The 16,999-nt window shown below is 45.9% G+C and carries 13 protein-coding genes; 6 read left to right on the top strand and 7 right to left on the bottom strand.

The window, feature by feature from the left end; all coding sequences use genetic code 11:
- Positions 1-93: 93 nt before the first annotated feature.
- From R2S67_RS10645 to R2S67_RS10620, 6 genes are all read left to right on the top strand, one after another.
- On the top strand, positions 94-462 hold the full coding sequence (locus R2S67_RS10645; protein WP_282149722.1) for a YacL family protein: 369 nt from the start codon (positions 94-96) through the stop codon (positions 460-462).
- Positions 463-650: 188 nt separating this feature from the next.
- Positions 651-989, top strand: coding sequence for a P-II family nitrogen regulator (locus R2S67_RS10640; RefSeq protein ID WP_005396729.1), 339 nt, complete (start codon positions 651-653; stop codon positions 987-989).
- 27 nt (positions 990-1,016) lie between these two features.
- The gene (locus R2S67_RS10635) at positions 1,017-2,246 is read left to right on the top strand and encodes an ammonium transporter (RefSeq protein WP_046875065.1); all 1,230 of its coding nucleotides are present in this window, start codon (positions 1,017-1,019) and stop codon (positions 2,244-2,246) included.
- A 152-nt stretch (positions 2,247-2,398) separates the two neighbouring features.
- Positions 2,399-3,412, top strand: coding sequence for a Fe(3+) ABC transporter substrate-binding protein (locus R2S67_RS10630; protein WP_005386566.1), 1,014 nt, complete (start codon positions 2,399-2,401; stop codon positions 3,410-3,412).
- 99 nt (positions 3,413-3,511) lie between these two features.
- Entirely contained in the window at positions 3,512-5,137 is a 1,626-nt protein-coding gene (locus R2S67_RS10625) for an ABC transporter permease (RefSeq protein ID WP_005396731.1), read from the top strand.
- Positions 5,137-6,168 (top strand): ABC transporter ATP-binding protein, encoded by a 1,032-nt coding sequence (locus R2S67_RS10620; protein ID WP_005396732.1) that lies wholly within the window; start codon positions 5,137-5,139, stop codon positions 6,166-6,168. Before R2S67_RS10625 ends, R2S67_RS10620 begins: the two co-directional genes overlap by 1 nt.
- Before the next feature lie 150 nt (positions 6,169-6,318).
- On the opposite strand, the gene R2S67_RS10615 is transcribed toward R2S67_RS10620, so the two are convergent.
- From R2S67_RS10615 to R2S67_RS10585, 7 genes are all read right to left on the bottom strand, one after another.
- Positions 6,319-7,731: a phosphoglucomutase/phosphomannomutase family protein gene (locus tag R2S67_RS10615; protein ID WP_005396733.1), complete on the bottom strand. Its 1,413-nt coding sequence runs from the start codon at positions 7,729-7,731 to the stop codon at positions 6,319-6,321.
- Between the two features lie 124 nt (positions 7,732-7,855).
- Positions 7,856-10,264: a GH36-type glycosyl hydrolase domain-containing protein gene (locus R2S67_RS10610; RefSeq protein WP_317343774.1), complete on the bottom strand. Its 2,409-nt coding sequence runs from the start codon at positions 10,262-10,264 to the stop codon at positions 7,856-7,858.
- A gap of 84 nt (positions 10,265-10,348) precedes the next feature.
- Positions 10,349-12,268: a beta-N-acetylhexosaminidase gene (locus R2S67_RS10605; protein WP_317343773.1), complete on the bottom strand. Its 1,920-nt coding sequence runs from the start codon at positions 12,266-12,268 to the stop codon at positions 10,349-10,351.
- An 8-nt stretch (positions 12,269-12,276) separates the two neighbouring features.
- Positions 12,277-13,167 carry an N-acetylglucosamine kinase gene (locus R2S67_RS10600; RefSeq protein ID WP_203346940.1) on the bottom strand — a complete coding sequence of 297 codons (891 nt, stop codon included), beginning with the start codon at positions 13,165-13,167 and terminating at the stop codon, positions 12,277-12,279.
- A 2-nt stretch (positions 13,168-13,169) separates the two neighbouring features.
- Positions 13,170-14,909: a glycoside hydrolase family 9 protein gene (locus R2S67_RS10595; RefSeq protein WP_317343770.1), complete on the bottom strand. Its 1,740-nt coding sequence runs from the start codon at positions 14,907-14,909 to the stop codon at positions 13,170-13,172.
- A gap of 62 nt (positions 14,910-14,971) precedes the next feature.
- On the bottom strand, positions 14,972-15,967 hold the full coding sequence (locus R2S67_RS10590) for an ABC transporter ATP-binding protein (RefSeq protein WP_005394711.1): 996 nt from the start codon (positions 15,965-15,967) through the stop codon (positions 14,972-14,974).
- 48 nt (positions 15,968-16,015) lie between these two features.
- Positions 16,016-16,999 (bottom strand): ABC transporter ATP-binding protein, encoded by a 984-nt coding sequence (locus R2S67_RS10585; RefSeq protein ID WP_005394709.1) that lies wholly within the window; start codon positions 16,997-16,999, stop codon positions 16,016-16,018.

The following is a 16,999-nucleotide window of genomic DNA, read 5'->3' as shown; positions in this document are numbered from 1 at the left end:
CTGCACAATTAAAAAGCACCTCAAACGAGGTGCTTTTTTTATGGGCGCAATTCGCTATACTCCGCACCAAATTGATACGAAAAGGCAATCTCGATGGAATTTGAATTCATCCGTAACACGTTGATGGGCGAGTACTACGTAAAATGCAGCATGGGGCATGAGATTGTTGGGCGCTGGCTACAAGAAGAAATTGGCAAAGATCCTATGAAGATTGCTCAGGTTGAAAAGCTAATTGAGCAGTCATTTTCAGCGCCTTCTCAAGAGCATAACCTAACAGGTACAGAAATTAGCTTGATGATTCAGGGCGATGAAGTCCTAGTGCAAGAAAACGCACTGGCCCATGACCATGATGTTGAGATGGAAAGTGAATTCGATTTCTACAATGCAGAAAGTACAGCAAGCTGTGGAATAGAGGACTTCATGATTCTTATCAAGCGATGGAAAGACTTTTTGAACATTTAGTGCACAGTTTTGGGTAACTTTCCTTCTGTTGCTTTAAATTTGTGAAAAGGGCGCACCGATATGGTGCGCCCTTTTTGTTTATAGATATGTAAATTGACGTTAGTTTTTATTATTCAATGACTTAAAAACTTGGCACGTAGATTGGATTATTAGAAGTGTTTCAGGATGAAAGCTTCGGAGAGAATTGAATGAAAATAATCAATGCCATTATTAAGCCGTTTAAATTAGACGATGTGCGAGAAGCATTGGCTAACGTCGGTATCGAAGGGATGACGGTATCAGAAGTTAAAGGGTTTGGTCGTCAAAAAGGTCACACGGAACTGTATCGCGGCGCTGAGTATCAGGTCGATTTCCTACCAAAAGTGAAAATTGAAATCGCTACTCACGCGGATAATGTTGAGCGAGTGGTTGAAGCGATTACAAAAGCTGCGCAAACAGGAAAGATTGGTGACGGTAAAATTTTTGTCTACGACCTGAACCAAGCGGTGCGTATCCGAACAGGCGAAATGGACGCAGAAGCACTTTAAGAATTCAAGGGATTGGAGAAACTTATTATGGAATTAACAACAACAGTAACCGAGTTACGTTACGCACTTGACACCTTTTTCTTCCTCATTTCCGGTGCGTTGGTAATGTGGATGGCAGCTGGTTTTGCGATGCTAGAAGCTGGTCTTGTGCGATCTAAGAACACAACAGAAATTCTTACGAAGAACATCTGTTTGTACGCAATTGCATGTACGATGTTTCTGATCGTTGGTTACAACATCATGTATGTCGACAACGGGGAAGGAGGCTGGTTACCTTCATTTGGTGCGTTGATTGGTACCCAAGGAGAAGGGGCTGATCACTCTCTAGAATCTGACTTCTTCTTCCAAGTCGTCTTCGTTGCAACGGCAATGTCCGTCGTTTCTGGTGCGGTGGCTGAACGTATGAAGCTTTGGTCTTTCTTGGTTTTCTCTGCAATTTTGACCGCATTTATCTACCCAATGGAAGGTTATTGGACATGGGGCGGTGGCTTCCTAGCAGAAGCTGGATTTAGCGACTTTGCAGGTTCAGGTATCGTACATATGGCTGGTGCTTCTGCAGCTCTTGCTGGTGTATTGCTTCTTGGTGCTCGCAAAGGTAAATATGGCAAAAACGGTGAAATCTACCCGATTCCAGGTTCAAACATGCCTTTGGCAACACTAGGTACTTTCATCCTTTGGTTTGGTTGGTTTGGGTTTAACGGTGGTTCTCAGTTGATGGTTTCAGACTTTGAGAACGCAACAGCGGTAGGTCAGATCTTCCTAAACACCAACGCAGCTGCTGCTGCAGGTGCTATTGCGGCGCTATTTGTATGTAAAACAACTTGGGGCAAAGCGGACTTAACGATGATTCTCAATGGTGCGCTAGCTGGCTTGGTTGCCATCACTGCAGATCCTCTATCACCATCGCCATTATATGCGGTTGCTATCGGTGCAGTATCTGGCGCGCTAGTCGTATTCAGCATCATTGGCCTAGATAAACTGAAAATTGATGACCCAGTCGGTGCGATTTCAGTGCACGGTGTTTGTGGCTTCTTTGGTTTGATGGTCGTACCACTAAGTAACGGCGATGCTACATTCGGTGCACAGCTTTTAGGTGCTGTCGTTATCTTTGCTTGGGTATTTGGTGCTAGCCTAGTGGTGTGGGCTATCTTGAAAGCAACCGTTGGAATTCGCGTCACGGAAGATGAAGAAATGGAAGGTATGGACATGCATGATTGTGGCGTCGGTGCGTACCCAGAATTTGTCACTGTGAAGTAATCAATAGCCTGTAATAAATAGTTACACTCTCAACATTAAAAAACCTGCTCCGATGAGCAGGTTTTTTAATATTTGTCATTGTCTTCTTATTGAACATACATATAATAACGCAACTGATAAACGTTATCATTAGCATGGTAAAGGATTAAACAATGAAAAAACTGCTAACTCTTTCAGCATTAACTTGCGCAACCTTAGCTCCAACAGCAATGGCTGCTGAAGAAGTGAACGTCTACTCTTACCGTCAACCTTTCCTAGTTGAACCTATGTTCAACGAGTTCACTAAAGAAACTGGCATCAAAGTAAACGTAAAATTTGCTAAAAAAGGCTTAGCAGAAAAGCTAGCTCAAGAAGGCGAGTACAGCCCAGCTGACGTTATCCTTACGACAGACATCAGTCGTCTAGCTGAACTGACAAACAAAGGTTTAGTTCAGAAAGTAGATAGCAAAATCATTGAAGAAAACGTACCAGCTCAATACCAAGATAAAGAGAATGAGTGGTTTGCCCTAACTCTACGCTCTCGTAGTGTTTACTCTTCACGTGATCGCGTAGGTAAACTAGGCGCAGATTTCAACTATGCAGATCTAGCTAAGCCAGAGTTCAAAGGTAAAATTTGTACTCGTAGCGGTAAGCACCCGTACAACGTTTCTCTAGTTTCAGCAATGATTGCTCACAATGGCGAAGCAGAAACCAAAGAGTGGTTGGAAGGCGTGAAAGCAAACCTTGCTCGCAAACCACAAGGCAACGATCGTGCACAAGTTAAAGCGATCAAAGAAGGTCTATGTGATGTTTCTCTAGGTAACAGCTACTACCTAGGTAAAATGGTTAATGACAAAGAGCAAAAAGCTTGGGCAGATGCAGTTTACATCAACTTCCCTAACCAAGAGACTACAGGTACTCACGTAAACATCTCTGGTATGGCGATGGCGAAGTACTCTCCAAACAAAGACAATGCTGTGAAGCTAATGGAATTCCTAACGGGTGACAAAGCGCAGCAGATGTACGCAGAAGTTAACTACGAGTACCCTGTTAAAGAAGGCGTGAAGCGTTCTGAACTTGTGGAATCTTGGGGTGACTTTAAAGCAGACAAGCTTTCTCTAGACGATATTGCAGCCAACCACGAAGCAGCAATTAAGCTATTAGACGAAGTGAAATTTGACCTTTAATTCCTTGTGGGGGTATAACAGTACCCCCATTTGATTAAAGGATATGAGATGTATTTGCAACAGCATTTGTATTTCATACAGCCTTGCAGTAATTAGGCGATGAAAGATAAACACTCTTTATGGAAAACCAGTAGTGGGGTAATAACTCTGTTACTGGTTTTGCCGATCTTAGCGATCTTCTACACCGCAATTGGTGAAACGGATGATTTGTTTGCCCATTTAATGGCGACAGTCATGCCGACTTATATTTTTAACACGGTTGCGCTCACTATTGGCGTAATGGTGTTGTCCTTAATTCTTGGTATACCAAGCGCTTGGATAATGGCCATGTGTAAACTGCCGACCGAAAAATGGTTGCAGTGGGCATTGGTGCTACCTCTTGCGATGCCAGGTTATATCATTGGTTATATTTTTACTGATTGGTTTGATTTTGCAGGACCGATTCAGATCTTTTTGCGTGATGTAACCGGATGGGGACCTGGCGAATATTGGTTCCCTGATATTCGCACCTTGCCTGGCGCGACCTTTGTGTTGGCTTTAGTGCTGTACCCTTATGTGTATTTGCTGTGTCGAGCTGCATTTATGGAGCAAAATGTCTCTTTGTTGCAAAGCGCGCGTTTGCTCAAATGCTCTCCATGGGAAAGCTTTTGGCGTATCTCGATGCCATTAGTGCGACCTTCTATCGCGGTGGGTTTGTCGCTGGTCGCAATGGAGACTATCGGTGACTTTGGTACTGTAAGTTACTTCGCTGTGAATACGTTAACCACAGCGGTCTACGATACTTGGTTGGGGTACTCTAATCTTAATGCAGCAGCCAAAATTTCTGCCATGATGCTCGTCATCGTAGTATTGCTTCTCAGTGCCGAACGTTACAGTCGTCGTAAACAAAAGCTTTTTCAAAGCCAATTTAACAGTCACGAAGATTTTCGTTATGAGTTAACGGGCTGGAAAAAGTGGACCGCGCTGGTTTGGTGTTGGGGCTTGGTTTCGGTCGCGTTTATTTTGCCATTACTACAGCTTATTGATTATGCGATAACTTACTTTGCGCAGAGTTGGACCCCCGAGTTTCGTGAATACGCATGGAATAGTTTGGTCGTGTCGGTTATTGCCGCCATTATTGGTGTTGCTGTCGCACTGATCGTTAACTTTACCCATCGCGTCAATGGCAAGCGCGAAAGCTTGGCATTTATGCGTCTTTCTTCGATGGGGTATGCAGTGCCAGGAACCGTATTAGCGATTGGTGTGATGGTCGCAGTACTGTTTATGGATCACCGCGTCAACGACCTTGCTAAAGCCATGGAGTGGGGCAGACCGGGACTTATTTTTTCTGGCTCCATGTTCGCCCTGGTTTTTGCCATGGTTGTGCGCTTTTCAGCGGTGGCGATTGGTAGTATCGAAAGTAACTTAAATAAAATTTCGCCTTCGTTAGATATGGCGTCTCGCACCATGGGTTGTAAGCCTAATGCCATGCTGTGGCGTGTGCACTTTCCGCTGGTTAAACGTGGTGCACTGATTGCGGCTCTGTTAGTGTTTATCGAGTCGATGAAAGAGCTCAATGCGGCCCTATTACTTCGTCCGTTTAACTTTGAAACACTAGCCACATACGTTTATAACTTCGCCTCGGATGAGCATTTGGAATTGGCCGCTTTGCCTGCGGTTTTGTTGGTTCTTGTTGGGTTGATCCCGCTTGTTGTTGTTAACCGTTCACTGGAGCAAAATCACTGATGAGCTGCGCATTATCAATTAAAAACCTAACTTGCCAATATGATGATCAAACCGTACTCGAATCATTGTCTCTTGAGGTGGAACAAGGGCAAATTGTCTGTTTACTAGGTGCAAGTGGTTGCGGAAAAACAACACTATTAAAAGCCGTTGCAGGGCTATTGCCATTAACGTCAGGCGAAATGAGCTTAAATTGCGTCACGATTGATGATGGGGAGAACTGGTTGCCACCAGAACAGCGTAATATCGGGATGATTTTCCAAGATTATGCGCTTTTTCCTCACCTGACGGTGGAGCAAAATATTGCCTTTGGCTTAAAGCATTACTCGACAAAAGAGAAAAATGGCAAAGTTCAAGAGATGCTCGAGCTCGTGCATTTGCAAGGCTATGGCGATCGTTATCCACATCAGTTGTCTGGTGGACAGCAGCAGCGTGTTGCGATTGCTCGCTCATTAGCTTACAGCCCAGACTTATTGTTGCTAGATGAGCCGTTCTCTAATATTGATACGCAAGTTCGCCATGAGCTGATAAGTGAGATCCGTAAGATTTTTAAGGCGCAAGGCGTGACTGCCATTTTTGTTACGCATAGCCGTGAAGAGGCTTTTGCCTTCGCGGATAAAATGGCAGTGATGAACAATGGTGTTATCGAGCAGTATGGTACGGCATCTGAGCTTTACTACCAGCCTTCAAGTAAGTTTGTTGCGGATTTCTTAGGTGGTGGTAGCTATCTGGCCGCTAAACGAGTTTCGGATTCAGAATATGAAACCCACTTGGGTGTGGTTGAAGCCACAGCCCAACAAGAGATCCCAGTGCAGTCTGAATGCTCTTTGTTGCTAAGGCCGCAACATGTGCAAATTCAATCCGATGAAGAGAGCTCAGTAACGGTGCTGGAGCAGCACTTTATGGGCGACCATTGCCGCTACGTGATTGATGCGAATGGCGACCGTTTGTTGGCTACAGCATCGCAGGCATTAAATATTGGTGAGTCTGTTGCTGTGAAAATTGAAACGCAGGGCGTGCTGGCATTCGCATAACGTTACTGGGTACCTTTACTATTCTCTTATGCCTGCCTACACACAATAAAAAAGCCCGGCAGTGATGCCGGGCAAGTATTCTTCCCCTTAGCGACAGCTTGAATTACATGACAAGCGTAGCCGAAGTGCTCGAAGCGGGCACAAGGTCAGTTATAAAGATAAGAAGTCTTTAAACTGTTGAAGAACACGTTCCGCAGTGTCCTTATCTTGCATTTCTGCAAAAATACGCAGTAGTGGCTCAGTACCAGAGAAGCGGGCGATGATCCAACCGCCATTCTTGAAGTAGACTTTCGCACCATCTTCGTAGCTGACTTTTTCGATCTCAAACTCAAACTCAGGCAGTTGTTTTTCAACATATATCTTGTTGAACAGGACTTCTTTTTGCGCTGGTTTGAATTTGCAATCACCTTCTGCCATGTACGCGTAGCCGTACTTACCGTAGATTTCATCTAGCAACTCAGACAGCTTCTTGCCGGTTACTGAGATCATTTCTACCAATAGGCTTGATGCGAATACGCCGTCTTTACCTTTGATGTGGCCACGAATGGTTAGGCCGCCAGAGCTTTCCCCACCAATCAGTGAGTCATCCGCTTCCATTTGAGAACTGATGTGCTTAAAGCCTACTGGTACCTCAAAACATTTTTCACCGTGGTCTTCAGCAATTTTATCGAGAAGATGAGTCGTCGCGATGTTACGTACCACGGAACCTGTCCAACCTTTGTACTCCAATAAGTAATAATAAAGTAGAATCAGGACTTCATTCGGATGAATGAAGTTACCTTTTTCGTCAATAATACCAAGACGGTCCGCATCGCCATCGGTACCGATGCCAATATCGTAACCTTGCTCTTTTACTAGGTGCATCAAACGGTAGAGTGTTGCAGCACTTGGCGAAGGCATTAACCCACCGAAGTCTGGGTTTTTTCCATCGTTAATCACATCAACGTCACAGCGGCCGTTGATTAATACGGTTTGCAGTGCATTTTTTGCGACACCGAACATCGGGTCAATCAAAACGCGTAGGTTGGCTTTTTTGATCGACTCGATATCAATAAAGTTAATTATCGAATCTACGAATTCGTTCATCGGGTTGATAATTTGAATCAGCTTATCTTCAACCGCTTGTTCAAAATCGACACTTTTTACATCTTGTGCAGTGAGCGTATTGATTTGTGATTCGATTTTCTGGGTGATGATTTCATCTGCATCACGACCGCCTTCAATGAAGACTTTAATGCCGTTGTAATCGGCCGGGTTGTGCGATGCCGTAATACATGCCGAGTAAGCGCAGCCCATTTCCTTCGCTTTAAACATTACGATAGGCGTTGGAACAAACTTATCGATAAAGCTAACGACGATGCCGTTTGCTGCTAAAACTTCGGCAAACCAACGGCCAGCTTTGTCAGACAGAAAGCGACGGTCATAGCCAATCACAAAGCCGCGATCAGCAACCGATTCGTTATTCGTGATGTTTGCAACTGCTTGAGCGACCAAACGTACATTATCTTTAGTGAACTCCTCACCGATAAATGCACGCCAACCGCCTGTACCAAATTTGATCATGATTCGATCCTCGATAAGAGCGGCATCCCACCGCCTCTTAAATCTTTGCTAGCGAACCGATGCACTCATCAAACTCAGTGCATCGGATAAATCAAAAGGGGAGAAGAACTCCCCTAAAAGATGATTAACCTAGAGTAACGATAACTTCGTTTACTGAACCTTCCGCTTGAACTGGTACAGATGCACCACTTACAGCTTCACCGTTTACGGTAATCGACTTAACGCCTTTGCTCACTGAATCAGGGTTAACCACTTTGATGTTGTACGTTGCACCTAGCCATTGACGAGTCACTTCGAAACCAGGCCAGTTAGTTGGGATACATGGGTCGATAGTTAGACCATCGAAGCCTGTACGTACACCAAGGATAAAGTTGGTAACAGCGAAGTAAGCCCAGCCAGATGTACCTGTTAACCATGGGTGGTTTGCACGACCGTGGTCTTGGTGGTCACGACCCATGATGAACTGCACGTATGAGTATGGTTCTGCAATACGTTTTTCGATGATGTCGTTCTGGTTGTATGGGTTTAGTGCATCGTAGAATTTCATTGCACGGTCACCACGACCCAGTTTCGCTTCAGCTACCCAAGCCCATGGGTTTGGATGCGAGAAGATTGCACCGTTCTCTTTTACGCCTTGGTAAACGCGAGTTACGAAGCCGATGTCATCATTTGGTGTTGCAAAAGATGGTGAGTTTAGGTGAAGGCCGTATTCAGAGAACAGGTTCTCGTCGACCGCGTCCATCGCTTTTTCGCCGCGCTCTTGAGATACCGCACCAGAAAGTACTGCAAGCGTGTTTGACTCTAGGTGCACTCGGCCTTCTGCTTGTTGCGCTGTACCGATCTTGTCGCCATTTTTCGTCAGACCACGGATGTACCAACCGCCTTCATCATCCCAAAGGTGTGTTTCACACGCTTCACGAACGTTTGCTGCCATTTCCGTGTATTTTTCAACGTCGGCTGCTTTACCTAGGTATTTCGCTAGGTCGATGAACTCTTGCAGTGCCCAGAAGTGTAGGAACGACACCATTGAAGATTCACCACCACCTAGGTTTAGACAGTCGTTCCAGTCTGCACGCAGACCTTTACAGATACCGGTTTGACCTACGTACTCCGCAGAGAAGTCTAGCGCTGCTTTCATGTGGTCATAAACGCTTGCATTACCGCCATCTGCGTAAGGGATCACTTCATCAAAGAAACTGTGCTCACCGGTTTCCATCACGTACTTACAGATGGTTGGTACTAGCCATAGGTGATCATCAGAGCAAGTGTCTTCAATACCGTGGATCTTATCTTCATCGGACGGAGTAGGAACAACTGTTGGAGACTTAGATGGTTTAACATCTGCTTTTTCAGGATCGAACCAATCAGGATCGAATAGGTGTAGACCGTAACCCGCTTTCACTTGGCCGCGCAGTAGGTCAACGATACGTTTACGCGTCATTGCTGGGTTAGCGTGAGGAACTGAGATTGCATCTTGCGCCGTATCGCGGTAACCAAGACCAGTACGACCACCCACCTCAATGAATGAAGCAAAACGAGACCACACCACACAAGTTTCCGCTTGGTATAACGTCCAAGCGTTGATCATGGTGTCTAGACCTTCGTTTGGTGATTTCACTTGGAACTTGCCACAACGCTCATCCCAGTGTGCTTTGATGCCAGCAAATGCATTGTCGACTTCTGCAAGGTCTTGGTACTTAGCACGTAGACGCTCACCGTTGCCTTTACCGATACCTAAAATGTAAGCAAAGCGAACTTCTTCTCCTGGTTGGATAGTAAATTGCTTGTGCAGAGAGCCACAGTGGTTGTAACACGTTTGTGCGGTGTTAAAACACTTACCTTGTTCTACTGCTAGTGGGTTTGCTTCGTCGCGGTATAGACCTAGGAAGCTATCACGTTGACCGTCGTATGAATCTGGATCAAACGTTGATGCTAGGTAGTAGAAGCCTTCGAAATCGTTAGTGTTGTAGTACAGGTCGTATTCAATCACACCTTCGTTGTATGACGTACCAGCAGAGTAGAGAGACATCTGGTGGTTTTGGTTATCAGATTGAATGTGGCTGAATGAGAACTCAACAAATGAGAATGCACTGATCGTACGCGGTTTGTCAGAGGTGTTCTTGATGACCACATCCCAAATTTCTGCATCTTCGCCTTTTGGTACAAAGAGCGTTTTGGTTGCGCTAATGCCGCTGTATTTACACTTGAATTTAGAGTACGACAAACCATGACGAACTTCGTAGTTCGCTTCGTCTAGGCTTTTCGCAACTGGTTGCCAAGAGATTGACCAGTAATCTCCCGTCTCATCATCACGTAGGTAAACGTAGTGTCCTGGACGATCGAATGTCGCATTTGGACGGAACTTAGTAACACGGTTGTATTCTGGAGAGTTGTAGAACGAGTAGCCACCCGCGTTGTGCGAGATAACGGTACAGAATTTTTCTGTACCTAGGTAGTTGGTCCAAGGAGCAGGTACATCAGGGCGAGTAATGACGTATTCACGATTCTCGTTATCGAAATAGCCGTATTTCATTTGTGTCTTTCCTTTTTACGAAGCTGCGTCTGCAGCCAAAATTTAAAAACTCTTCAAGCGTGATGCTTCTACATCAGCTCTGTATTACTTCCACGGTTTACGGTAATTCACTCCCTGCAAATCAAGCAGAGGTAGATGGCCTTTCAAACGTGATAAATAGTCGGTCCAGTCTCGGTGTTGTTTGTCTGTCCAACATGCTTCTGCCATTGCGGTTAAGCGCGGGAAGACCATGTAGTCCATACGAGACTGGTTGTTGATGATTTCGCACCACAATGCGGTTTGAATGCCCCAAATGCGTTTACGTATTGGATCGTCGGCTGGCACTTCAGCGAGTGGTTCATAGTTGTAAGCTTTTTCTAGCGGCAACGGGTTAGCCCAATCCACGCCCGGTTCTTCTGGTGCGTAGTCTTGGGTCATATCTAGGTAGGTGGTTTGCGCTGGTTGTAGCACCACATCGAAACCTTGGCGCGCGCAGTTCAACGCCGCTTCTTCGCTTAACCACGAATAGATCACTGTGTCTTTGCTGACTTTGTCGCCATGCTGTGCTTCTTCCCAACCCAGCATGCGCTTGCCAAGTTTGCGCAGTTTGTCTTCGGCATGACGCAAGAAGTGCCCTTGCAACTCTTTGTAGTCGCTGTAACCCAGTTGTTCCATTAGTGCTTGGCACGCTGGGCTTTTTGACCATACGCCGTTAGGTACTTCATCCGCACCGATATGAACATAAGGGGCAGGGAACAACGCGGAGACTTCTTCCAACACTTTGTCGATAAACTCATAGCTCCCCGGCAGAGCTGGGTTAATGACATTGTCGTTGTAATGCTGAATGCTGCGGTATTCAGTGGTATCTTCTGCTTCTACCAATAGGTGTGGTAACGACTTGATGGCAGCTCGGCAGTGGCCTGGTACATCGATTTCAGGGATAACAGTGATGCCTCGTTTCGAAGCAAAGGCAACCACGTCTTTGATGTCTTCTTGAGTGTAAAAACCGCCGTAACGCTCAGCAAGGTGCGTGTACTGTGGCTCATTGGTTTCATCCAACCCACGCCATGCGCCAATATCGGTTAGTTGAGGCAATGATTTGATCTCAATTCGCCAACCTTCATCATCGGTAAGGTGCCAATGGAATGTATTGAACTTGTAGTGAGCCAACTGGTTGATCAAACGTTTGACTTGCTCAACAGAGTGAAAATGGCGAGCACAATCTAGCATCATACCGCGGTAACGAAAACGTGGTCGGTCTTTGATCGAACAGCAAACCACTTCCATGGAATTCGGTTGATCGCCAACTTTGATCAGTTGCAATAACGTTGCACAAGCATGGGTAAAACCAGACGAAGAGCCTGCTTCAATTTTGATCGACTCTTCTGCTACCTTCAGCTTGTAAGCGCMTTCATCCAAGGTTGGGTTGCCTTTGAAGATGATCTGACTGCCATTGTCTGATGCGAACTCAAATTGATGAATGCGCTTAAGCTCTTCAAGTAACCACTCTTTAGCTGAATTGGCTAGGTTTGAATAAACCGCAACGCCAGCGTGATGATTAAAGCTAAAGCAGTGATCGCTGACTTCTATATGGTTTGGTTTTGGCAATAAAGGCTGCGCATGCGTCAAGCTGGAAGGGATCTCACTACGTTCACGGTACGGTGAAGCCAATACGATCGGCGTGACATCGACTTGAGCTCGCTGAAGGTTGCCGTTGACTTCAAAGTTGACCAAGGCTTCATTGAATCCATCAGAATAGTAACGGAATGGGTTCGAACCAATACTGAACTCGCAGTAAAAATGATGGTTAGCTGCCAGCACCAACCCTTCTGGTTTGAGAGTGCAATAGCTGCCAATTTGCTTGAGCTGACCATTCGAAACACTATCGGGCAGAATGTAGCGATCAAAAGCAAAAATCAGGCTCCAATTGTGGAGATCTTGATCGCTTAAATTATGAAACGTCAGTCCAAAACGGCAGTTTTGCTTTTGCTCTGATAGGACGACGAGATCAACACGATATTCCATATCTACTCCTACGCCGCATTGAGCGAGTAAAGGTTGTGTTCAGGCTTACCTGCAAACATAATTGCGCCTTCAATCGCGTCAAACTGTGGTTCAACAACCCATTGCTGAATGGGTGGCGAAAGCCAACGTAAAATACGTTCAGCAATGCTGCCCATTAAACAAATACGCGTTGCGCCGCGCTTGTTTAATGCCACGAGAAACATTTCTATATCAGCTGCAGTTTGCTTCAGCATCTCAATTGCCAGTGCATCACCTTGTTCTGCATGTTGGAAAATTGCAGGAGAAAACTGCCCATAATCACGAGGAAGCGCTTTTTTAGACCAAGCCACCACGTTATCAACGTCATTTTCGAAATGTGCCATGACGTGTTGTGCCAGAGGCGTTTTCTCTCTGATGCCATCTTCAGCTAACAACACTTGTTGAACTAGGCGAAGCCCCATCACTGCGCCGCCACCTTGATCCGAAATAGGGAACTCACGACCACCGACAACGTGTTGCTCCAATCCTTTAAGATAGATGCCACAAGAGCCTGTTCCTGCGATCATGATTGCGCCATCTTCGCCATTGTGTGCACCAACGCACGCGCCGTAAGCATCAGTATTAAGAGTCATGCTGGCAAACGGATGAGGAAGAGACATGAAGGCTTGCCAAGATGCTTTGTGCTCAGCACCTGCAAGGGCTAAGCCGACGTGCATCGATGCAAAATCTTGTTGTGTCAGGCTGCCTTGCTCGGCAGCCGAAGTGATGGATTCAAGAATCGAAGCCATTGCAATTTCAGCGCCTAGCATGATGTTGGCGCTGCCGCTTTTGGCCTCGCCAAGAAAATTACCTTGTGAATCTTTAATCCTGGCTCGACATGACGTGCCGCCACCATCAATACCAACAAAATACATCCCCATGATTATTGTTCCTTAATATTTTTAGAGGTTGCCAACTGAGAAATATGCTGAGCTTGACTCATTATCGCGAGTAAGTACCAAGCGCCATGCGGGATCCATTGTTCGCCCCAGCGCCAGTTTTGTAACATGTCGTCTTTTTGTGCTGGTGGGTTAAATGCGATGTCTTCCTCGTCTTCAAAGCCGCCAGTGATTCCGTTACACACACCGCCTTTAGCGTTGAAGAAACCATGTTGAGGAAGGTAATCAGGGTTGTTACGACCATGGCCATCAAGCATGCACATGTCGTATGGGTTTAAGCCTACAATCCAGTTCAATGCATCTTGAGCAAATACGGAAAGTTGTTGCTGTATTTCTTGCGACGCTATATGCGGTTGAGCAAGATACGCCATGGTCGCGAGTGAGCCCAATCGAGCATTCTCGCCTTGCCACCAATAGCCGGATTCATTGTTGTGTGCGACAAAAAATGCATCGCGTTTTGACTCATTTACGCCTTTAACATACTGGCGAGGGTAACCGAATGGGTTGGTCACTTTATTGGATATTTTGATCTCAAACTCACACGCTCGGTTAACGATGCGTTTTACAGATTCTGTCTGTACGGAGTCGTCTTCAATTGATAGATATTCGCACAAGGCAATAACGGGTAGGCCAGCTTCAGCTGCGTGAAAGTATGGACGACTGCCGTCTTGGTTTGCAGACCAAAAGTGTTGAATCTGCTCGTCGCTCATTTGGCGGGCAACTAAGCGTTGTGCCCACCAACGGCTCTCTTCCAAGTAGCGAGTTTCTTTGGTGGCTTTAAACAGTTCTACACTGGCTAGTAGCGCACAGTATTCGTCGATAATGTTTTCTTCACCATCATTGAGGTACTGCGTATTGTGCTCTTTTAAGTGCCAGTAACCATTTTCAGCAGCGTTGCGGTATTTTTGTTGATCGTATTCGCCGTGAACACCTAAACGCGACGCCGCGGCCAGCGCTGCGATGGTTACACCGCCGCCTTGTCGAAAGCCTGCTTGGTAGTCGTCAAATTTGTGACCAAGTTGCGTTTCGTAGGCACAGATTTCTCGTTGCGCAGTATCTTTGCTCCACTTATCAAAGACCGTCATGTAGAAGAAGCCTTTTTCGTTTTGCATACGAACAAGGAAGTCTGCACCGAACAGGGCTTCTTCAATAAGACGTGTACGTGTGAAGGCTGCAATGTCTTCGCTTCCTTCAAACAATGAAAGCCCTTTTAGGATGTTCCAAACCACCATTGGGGTTTGTTGAGGGTTCAAATAATTAGCGTATGAAAGATGACTTAAATATTTACTAACGTCTCCAGATGCGTCGTACCAGCCACCGTGAACATCAACTGTTTGGTTGGCGTTGAGCACTGGCACTTGTCGATCTTGTTGATCGAAAACCCCACCGCAACGTTGTGATTTGAAGTAGTGGAGCACATCTGACAGGGTTTGATTCAACAGAATATGTTCGCCAACAGTGAAATAAGAAGAACGCGAATCTTCCACTTGCAGGAAATAGTCGCCTGAATCTGTGAAAGATGAAAAGTCGATGAGGTAGAAATAGCCCTGATGCCAGTTCGCCACTTTACCTTGTTCTTCAACCGCAAAAGTTGCCACGGTTTGCTCGGTAGTGGCACAAATCAATTGGGCAGTGTAAGAAGACAAGTGTGGTTGTTCGGTCTGGACAATGGCTTTCTTTGGGCCCAGATGTTCATAACCAATGTGGTTAGTCAGTAGCAGCATTCAATGTCTCCGGGAAACGATAAAACAGGAATGGGTCAGGCTGAACCTGACCCTCGTTATAATTAATCTTCAAATAAGTAACAGCGAACAAAGTGGTTCTCAGAAAGCTGAGTGACGCCCGGTAGTCGTTCGCGACATTTATCGGTTGCGTGTACGCAGCGTCCTGCAAATGGGCAGCCGACTGAATCCGGTGTCCAAAGTGGGATTTCCCCTTTGTTGCCTTTCAGCTTCTCGTGGATAGACTTCGATGGATCAGGCACAGCAGATACCAACAGTTGCGTATATGGGTGTTGAGGATCGTGAATGATTTCTTCAGTATCGCCCCATTCAACCATGTGACCTACGTACATAACCGCGAGATCTTCAGCAATGTAACGCGCCGTTGCGATGTCGTGAGTGATGTAAAGCAGAGACATTTGTTTCTCGAACTTCATCTCTTCCATCAAGTTAAGAACACCAGCACGAATTGACACGTCCAGCATTGATGTTGGCTCATCTGCCAATACCACTTCTGCACCTACAGCGATGTTACGAGCTAGGTTTACACGTTGACGCTGACCACCAGATAGCTGGTGCGGGAACTTTTGCGCCGTTTCTTTTGGTGGAATAAGACCAACTTGTTCAAGTAGGTCGTACACACGTTCTTCCAGTTCCTTTTTGTTGCCTGGTGCAATCTTTTTATGGATCAGCAACGGGCGAGCAATGTGGTGAAAGATATTGTGTGTAGGGTTTAGTGAGCCAAATGGGTCCTGCCATACCATTTGTACGCCTTCACGGTATGTCATCAAGTCATGTCGAGAGGTAATATCTTGGATATCACGACCTCTGTATTCGATCACCCCCTCTGTAGGGGCGTACATTTTAGCTATCATTTTAGCGGTAGTAGATTTACCAGAGCCTGATTCACCTACTACTGACAAACCGCGGCTCTTGTACATCTTGAATGACACGTCGTTGATCGCGCGCATTTTTGACTGCTTGATTGAGTTACTATTTAAAGGGAAGTCCTTAACGACATGTTTACCCTCAATCAGCAGTTCGCCGAGTTGTTTGCTCATAATTCTCTCCAGTGTAATTTTGTTCTTAGCTAGCGTTATTTTTTGTTGTTAAACCTTAGCTTGAGCAATCGTGTCGCCGTATAAGTGGCAATTTGAAAAACGACCAGGTTCAATTTGACGCAGCTGAGTTGGTACTCGTGTGCAAGCTTCGTGGACGCGGTCGCAGCGAGCTTGGAAGCGGCAGCCTTGAGGAATCTCTAATAGGTTCAAAGGGTTGCCTGGAATACCAGTTAATTTGGTTTTAGGACCAGTTAGTGGAGGGAAAGAGCTACCCAAACCTTTGGTGTAAGGGTGGTAAGGACTTTCCAGAATTTGCTTAGAAGGGGCGACTTCAATCAACTCACCGGAGTACATAATGCCGATTCGATCCGAGAACTCGACCATGAGTGACAAGTCGTGGGTAATGAAAAGGATCGAGAAGCCGAACTCTTCTTTCAGTGCATAGATTTTTTGTAAGATCTCACGCTGAACCACAACATCGAGTGCCGTCGTTGGCTCATCCATGATGATCATCTTTGGGTTGAGAGCCAGAGCAATCGCAATGACTAAGCGCTGGCGCATACCACCAGAAAATTGGTGTGGGTAGTCATTCAAGCGGCTTGGATGAATATCAACGATTTCCAACAATCCTTCGGCGCGCTTTTTCGCTTGTTCACGTGTCATATTGGTGTGGCGCATGATGACATCGCAAAACTGCTCTTCCATCGTAAGCACCGGATTTAATGCGTTCATTGCACTTTGGAACACCATCGACATCTCGCTCCAGCGGAATGATTGCATACGTTCATCGCTGTACTTAATGATGTCTTCACCGTTGAAGATGACCTCACCACCAGTGATGAATGCTGGCGGCTTATGAAGACGCATTAGCGAGAAAGCAACTGTGGATTTACCACAGCCAGATTCACCTGCCAGGCCAAAGACTTCACCTGGCGCAATGTCAAAGCTAACGTTATTACAGGCGCGGACATCGCCCGCATCTGTGATGTAATCTACGCATAGGTTACGGATAGAAATTAGTGGTGCAGTCAT

Source organism: Vibrio sp. T13N (genome assembly GCF_032970445.1).
In the GTDB taxonomy this organism is placed as follows: domain Bacteria; phylum Pseudomonadota; class Gammaproteobacteria; order Enterobacterales; family Vibrionaceae; genus Vibrio; species Vibrio diabolicus.
The sequence above is the reverse complement of the archived record's forward strand: the minus strand, read 5'-3'. Positions and strand labels throughout refer to the sequence as shown.